We start from the raw sequence: 6,106 nt of genomic DNA on the forward strand, positions 1-6,106 counted from the left end.
CCATGAAATCGAACCTCATCAAAACCGACGAGGGCGATCTCGTCAAGATCGAATGGAGGCAGATTTCATCGCAGAGAGCGCGAAGAGAGGACCGGGAAAAGAAGAGGAGAAAAAAGGAAACCCCTCGCCAATCCCGACGGGCTATTGATCCAAGTCACAATCAGCCCAGGATCTTAAACGTGATTTCAGCGCTCAGATCCGAGGACTCTCCGGGTCATAGGTACATATCCAATCATCCAAGTGACTGGAATGGCCTCGAGAAAGGGTTCATCCGGCGGAAGCGCGCGCCGCCTGACGAGCCGTAAGAATCGACTTATCCGACCATCTCGTATCTGGTCTCGTGGATCGCCAGGATCTTCAGCTTGAAGAACTCGCGGTCCCGGAACCCATAGGCTTGGCGCTTCATCGTCTTGATCTTGTTGTTCGTCCCCTCCAGCGGGCCGCTCGTGATCGGCACGTCGTAGTACGCCAACAGCCCACTGCGGTGCGCCGCGAGCGTCTGGGCCATCTGCTGCAGCATCTTGATCCCGGACACCTCCGCCCGTTTCAGCCAGTCGTTGAGGAACGCCGTCGCGAATCGCTTGCCGGGCTGCTCCCAGAACTGTCGGAGATCTTCCTTCAGGTAGTAGGCTACGGCCAGCGACTTGTTCAGGGCCAAGGCCTCTTCCAACCGCCGCCTCTCGTCCCGCTTCTCGTCGAGGTTCTCCGGGTTCTTCAGCAGCAGCCAGCGCGTCCCCTTGAGCACCTCCTTGTGCAGCACCTCGGTCGCCTCGCGGTGCAGGTCGCGGCGGAGTTGAGTCAGCTTCTCGTTGAAGAGCTTGACGACATGGAAACGGTCGAACACGATCTTCGCCTCGTGGAGGTGGGTCGACACCGCCTCGCGATACGCCTTCGACATGTCCATGGCCACCGCCTCGATCTTCGCCTTGCTGGGCCGCAGCCGCTTCCAGAAGGGCTTCAGCGCATCGGCCCCCTTGCCGTCGCCGACGAAGACCACGGCGCCGCTCTCCAGGTCCAGGACCACCGTCAGGTAGCGGTGCCCCTGGGCGACGGCGATCTCGTCGATGGCGATCCGGCGCAGGTGCTTGAGCTTGGGCCTGGCGAAGCGGCGCGAGAGGTCGCGGTTCTGGATCTCCTTGATCACGTCCCAGCCGACATCCAGGTGAACGGCCACATCGCGAATGGTCATGCGCCGCGACAGTTCCAGCGCGTAGCGCTCGAAGGAGGTGGTATAGCTGCGTCGCGGGTCGGCGAAGGGGATCTCAACCTGGCGTACCACGCCACAGGCCTGACATTCGACGCGCGGGATGGGCAGGGCTACGAACGTGGCGCGGCTCCCGATGGGCACGGTTCGGAAGCGGCGCTCGACCCGACCGCGCGACCGGACCTGGGGCGACCCGCAGGCGGAGCAGCGGCAGGTCCTGGGTTCCTGGTGGATGGAGAAGATCACCTGGCCGCCCTGGAAGTCGGTGCGGGTGTACTCGTAGCCGCGGATGCCGAAGGCGTGATACAACAGGCTGGTGGACATGCTGACCTCCCGGTGTGGAGCCCTTTGATGCAACTCCAACTGGAATCAGCATGTCCGCCTTTTTCAACCCCGGCGCGCGATTCCGCCGGATGAACCCTTTTTTATCGTCCTTATGAGGCAAGCCTGCACCATTCGGCAACGTTGCGATAGTCTCTGGTCTTCTGAAATCGGACCTTATCTCTCTTGAGCACGTTGATGAATGTTGAAACTGATCGGCCACATCGAGAGCCGGTCCGGTATGGCTGCGGGCACGGTTTCGTCCGACATGGTGCCAGCATACCAGTCTTCTCAACATGCAGGGATTTTGAACGTAACCTCCTGGTTCAACGTAGATAAGATCGAACCATTGACTCGGAGGTGTACGTGACTCTTCCCGCCATCCTCGATCCCTTCGCCAAGGGGGCCGCCGCCACCGTCATGACTCGAATGGCCCTGGAGTGGCTCATCGATGAGCCCACATTCGAGACCCTGTTCCAGCAGGTGACCGACGCCCAGTACACGCGCGAACTGACCCTGACCCACATGGTCGACATCATGCTCGACGTCGCCAGCGGGACGCGACCGTCGTCCCGCGCCGCCTACCTGGCCCGGTGGGAGCAGATCCGCGTCTCGGAGGCGGCGTTCTACGGCAAGCTCCAACGCATGGAGCCGCCCATCGCTGCCGCTGTCGTCCGCCACACCGCCGCGCAGGCCCGCGCCGTCATCGCCGCCGCCGAGGGATTGTTGGACGAGCCGATCCCTGGCTATCACGCCCGCGTGCTCGACGGCAATGCCCTGGCCGGCACCGAGCATCGGCTCCGGCCCCTGCGCAACCTCCGCGCCGCCGGGTTACCGGGGAAGCTGCTGGCGGTCTATGAGCCGGTCAGCGGGATCATTGAGGACGTGGTCCTGTGCGAGGATGCCTATACCCAGGAGCGCGCCCTGCTGGACCAGGTGAGCGTCGGCGCCGGTCAGTTGTGGATCGCGGACCGGAACTTCTGCGTGCGGTGGTTCCTACGGGAGGTCGAGCGGCGTGGGGCCTTCTTCCTGATCCGCCGGCATCAGAAGGCCCTGCCCTTCACCCCGCGGGGGGAGTTGGTCCCGGTCGGCCGCTGCGCCACGGGCACGGTCTTCGAGCATCGGATCCAGGTCGAGGATCCTGAGGGAGGAGAACCCCAGGTGATGCGGCGGATCGTCTTGCAGTTGGACCAGCCGACGCGTGAGGGCGAGACCGAGATCGAGTTGGTGACCAACTTGCCCGTCGAGGTATCGGCGATCCTAATCGCTGAGACCTACCGGGGTCGCTGGCGAATTGAGAGGCACTTCCAGCGGCTGACCGCTCTGTTGCACTGCGAAGTGCCGACGTTGAGCTACCCCCGAGCGGCGTTGTTCGCGTTCGCGATGTCAGTGGTGGCCGGTAACGCGGTGGCGCTGCTCGAAGGGAACCTGCGTGCGGTGCACGGCGAGGAGGAGGTCGAGGCCCTGTCGCATTACGCGTTGGTGGACGAGATCGCGCACACCTACCGGGGGATGATGATCGCGTTGCCGCCTGCGACTTGGTCGTTCGTGAGGTCTTATGATGCCCCAGCGATGGCTGAGACGCTGAAGGAAGTGGCATCGCATGTCCGCGTCTATTGGATGCGGAAGGCGTCACGAGGCCCGAAGAAGGTTCGGACGACGAAGCGGAAGTCAGGCGGCGATTCGCCCCACGTCTCGACCCAGAGGCTTCTGGACCAGAGCGTGGGCAGGCGTTCGCCACCGAGGAAAGAGCCGAAGCAAGCTATGTCCTCCAAATCCAGCGAATCACGTTAAAGTTCCTGCATGTTGAGAGGGGTGGTGCCAGTCCCTTAGTCCGAAGTTCCAGGGGGGAATCAAGGAAATATCTATAGTGGTAAACGACTTGCATCAATTCCCGGTTCCCCTTTCTGGCTACACTTTGATCAACCGCAGCGCCTCGGCCTGGAGCGCATCGGCCTCCGTCACCTGGCAGAAAGTTGTCTGATGAGGATCGGCACTCATCACACACAGGTTCCGGCAGCGCGTCCCCAGATGAGCCAGCAACGTCCGAAAACTCTGCACCGGCAGACCGCCCGTCGTCACGTGCGTCTTCTTCTTCAGTCGTGCCGACTGCGAGGCGCGGGCTGGGGCCACCGGGTCACGCCGGCGCCGGTCCACGGCCAACTCCTCATCCTCGAACAGCAACGGTTCCCACACCTGACGCAGGTGCCACTCCACGGAGGAGGCCAACAGACACAGCAGGATGTGCGTCCGCACCCGCTCGGCCGTGCGGTGGTGAATCGGACGCACCAACAGGTCGAGCCCCTTGACACACCGGAACGCCTGCTCCACCAAGGCCGGTCGCTTGTACGACCGCACACCGTCGGCGGCCGTCAGGTGCTCGGCCGGCTCGCTGGTCCGAATCCCATAGATCCCATCCAGAAGCTCTTCATCCTTGATTGCCTCCTCCTTGCGGCACCATCCCGGGTAGCCGTCGCGGATCGTCAGGGTGAAATGCTTGGCCATCTTGTAATGGTTGATGATCTTCCCCGCCCGCACGCCGATCGCGGCCGCCGTCTCCGGCACGCCCGCCGGCCGGGCCACGTGCGCGGCCAGCGTCTCCGGTTCGGCCTGCGTGGCCGCGAGCAGGTCCTGACGCTTCTGTCGGCGCTGGTCGGCCAGTTGGGGATTGTAGCAAGCTACCAGCCGTTCGCCGGGGAATTCCGGCGCGGTGATCTCCGCCAGGCGTTCGGCCTCCAGGTCCTTTCGGATCAGGTGGCCGGCGGCCAGCAGGCGGCGGATGGCGCCGCTGCGCAGGGCCGAAATCCACCCCAGGCCCGGATGCTTCTTGAGCACATCGACCTGAGTTTGCGTGAGCATACCGCGATCGCCGACCAGCACCACCCGCGACAGGCCGAACCGCTTGGTGAGGGCCTCGACCTGGTCGGGGACGGTCGTGGGGTCGCCGGTGTTGCCTGGGTAGACCTGCACGGCGACCGGTCGCCCGTCGGCGTCGGTCAGCGTGCCGTAGACGATGATCGGGCAGCCGGTCTTGCCGTCCCGGTCGTGACCGTAGCGGGCCAGCGGGCAGGTCTTCCCCTCGTAATAGCTGCTGGTGACGTCGTAGAGCACCATCGCCCCGGCGCTGAGGTGCCGCTTCGCCAGCTTCATCTCGATCGCCTCCTGCCGTCTCAGCAGCCAATCCATGGCCTCGTAGAGCTGATCCTCGGTGGCGTCGCCGACGTTCAGCTCCTCGGCCAAGGTGGTGTCGTGCCCGTGCCGGGTGTTGGCGAGCTTGGAACTGGGGAACAGCAGGCGTTCGGCGATCATGGCGAGGACCGGGTTGCGTTGCCGCGAGGGCTCCGAGGCGATGAGCTCCTCCAGTTCCAGCTTGCGGATCATCGTCAGGACGGCGTCGACATGGCCGTGCGGCAGCGAGCGTGTGATGCGAACGGCCTCGGCCGCGGGGACGAACGCCTCGCCCTTGAGGGAGCGTTTGATGATTTCGATGAGGTGCTCGGGGAGAGGGGAGAGGTTGCCGAGGGTCTCATGGGTGACGGTCTTTCCCTGGCGGATGGAGCGTCGGAGCAGATGGGTGACGTAGGTCTTTCCCTTGTAGACCCGTTTGGTCGTAGCCACATGAACGGCGCCGCCTCGTGTTGCCATGCGGTCATTTTCGAAGGTACGACGGCCCTGTCAAGAGGCTTTCCGATTTTTTAGTGGCTACATTTCCGAGTCGAAATCGAGGTTGACCGCTGATGAGCCGCTGACTTACGACGAAAAATGGTCCGGAACTTCGGGCTAGCTTGGCCGGTCGGTCACGATGAGGCTCCCCCGTTTCACTCCCGGAGCCTCCCCATGCACGTCCACGACCACCTGCCCCTCGACGAACTCCGGCGCCTGGCCCAGACGATCACCCGCAAACGGGTCTGGGTCCGCTACCAGGCCGTCATCCTCGCCACTCCGGGCCGCTCCGCCGCCGAGATCGCCCAGGCCCTCGGCTGTCGCCCCCGCGCCGTCCAGGAGTGGATCGCCCGCTACAACCACGGCGGCCCCCAGGCCCTCGCCGAGCGGCCCCACACCGGCCGGCCGCCCCGCCTCGCCAGACCGGAACTGCTCCGCTTCCAACACCGGCTGGAGGCGGGGCCGACGCCTGAGGACCGGGTCTGTACCTTCCGCGGCCGCGACCTCCAACACCTCCTGGAACACGAGTTCGGCGTGCTGATGAGCCTCCAGGCCGTCTACGACCTGCGGCACCGTCACGGCTTCAGCAGCCTGAGGCCCCGGCCCCAGCACAAGGACGCTGATGAGGAGTTGCAGGCGATCTTCCGGGAGGTCATCGCCGATCAGATCCAGGCCATCCAGGAGGCGCATCCCGACGAGCAGGTGCAGGTCTGGTTCGAGGACGAGGCCCGGTTCGGCCACCAGGGGACGCTGACGCGGGTCTGGGCGCGGAAGGGGACGCGGCCGCGTGCAGTGTGCGGCAGACCCAATACACCTTCCTCTACGTGCTGACGGCGCTCTGTCCCGGCACCGGGGCGGCCTCGGGACTGATCACGCCGCCACTGAACACCGCGGTGGTGCACCTGTTCCTGGAGCAGT

5 protein-coding genes are annotated in these 6,106 nt (G+C 64.5%); 3 read left to right on the forward strand and 2 right to left on the reverse strand.

Annotation, left to right across the window (positions count from 1 at the left end; all coding sequences use genetic code 11):
* The coding region (locus AC11W3_RS18995; protein WP_484093548.1) for a hypothetical protein at positions 1-305 on the forward strand (305 nt) is incomplete at its 5' end.
* Positions 306-313: 8 nt separating this feature from the next.
* Here AC11W3_RS18995 and AC11W3_RS19000 read toward each other — a convergent pair.
* On the reverse strand, positions 314-1,528 hold the full coding sequence (locus AC11W3_RS19000; RefSeq protein WP_484093549.1) for an ISL3 family transposase: 1,215 nt from the start codon (positions 1,526-1,528) through the stop codon (positions 314-316).
* Positions 1,529-1,891: 363 nt separating this feature from the next.
* Here AC11W3_RS19000 and AC11W3_RS19005 point away from each other — a divergent pair, with 363 nt between their 5' ends.
* Positions 1,892-3,319, forward strand: a complete 1,428-nt coding sequence (locus tag AC11W3_RS19005) for a transposase (RefSeq protein ID WP_484093550.1) — start codon at positions 1,892-1,894, stop codon at positions 3,317-3,319.
* Positions 3,320-3,436: 117 nt separating this feature from the next.
* Here the strand turns inward: AC11W3_RS19005 and AC11W3_RS19010 are convergent, their stop codons facing one another.
* Positions 3,437-5,143 (reverse strand): IS1634 family transposase, encoded by a 1,707-nt coding sequence (locus AC11W3_RS19010; RefSeq protein WP_484093551.1) that lies wholly within the window; start codon positions 5,141-5,143, stop codon positions 3,437-3,439.
* 219 nt (positions 5,144-5,362) lie between these two features.
* Between AC11W3_RS19010 and AC11W3_RS19015 the strand changes: the two genes are divergently transcribed.
* Positions 5,363-6,019 (forward strand): IS630 family transposase, encoded by a 657-nt coding sequence (locus AC11W3_RS19015; RefSeq protein ID WP_484093552.1) that lies wholly within the window; start codon positions 5,363-5,365, stop codon positions 6,017-6,019.
* The last annotated feature ends 87 nt before the right edge of the window (positions 6,020-6,106 follow it).

The organism is Geomonas sp., from assembly GCF_056994735.1.

Bases quoted from the DNA above. Each gene is read 5' to 3' on its own strand.
- AC11W3_RS19000 (WP_484093549.1), bottom strand. From the start codon at position 1,528: ATGTCCACCAGCCTGTTGTATCACGCCTTCGGCATCCGCGGCTACGAG.
- AC11W3_RS19015 (WP_484093552.1), top strand. From the start codon at position 5,363: ATGCACGTCCACGACCACCTGCCCCTCGACGAACTCCGGCGCCTGGCC.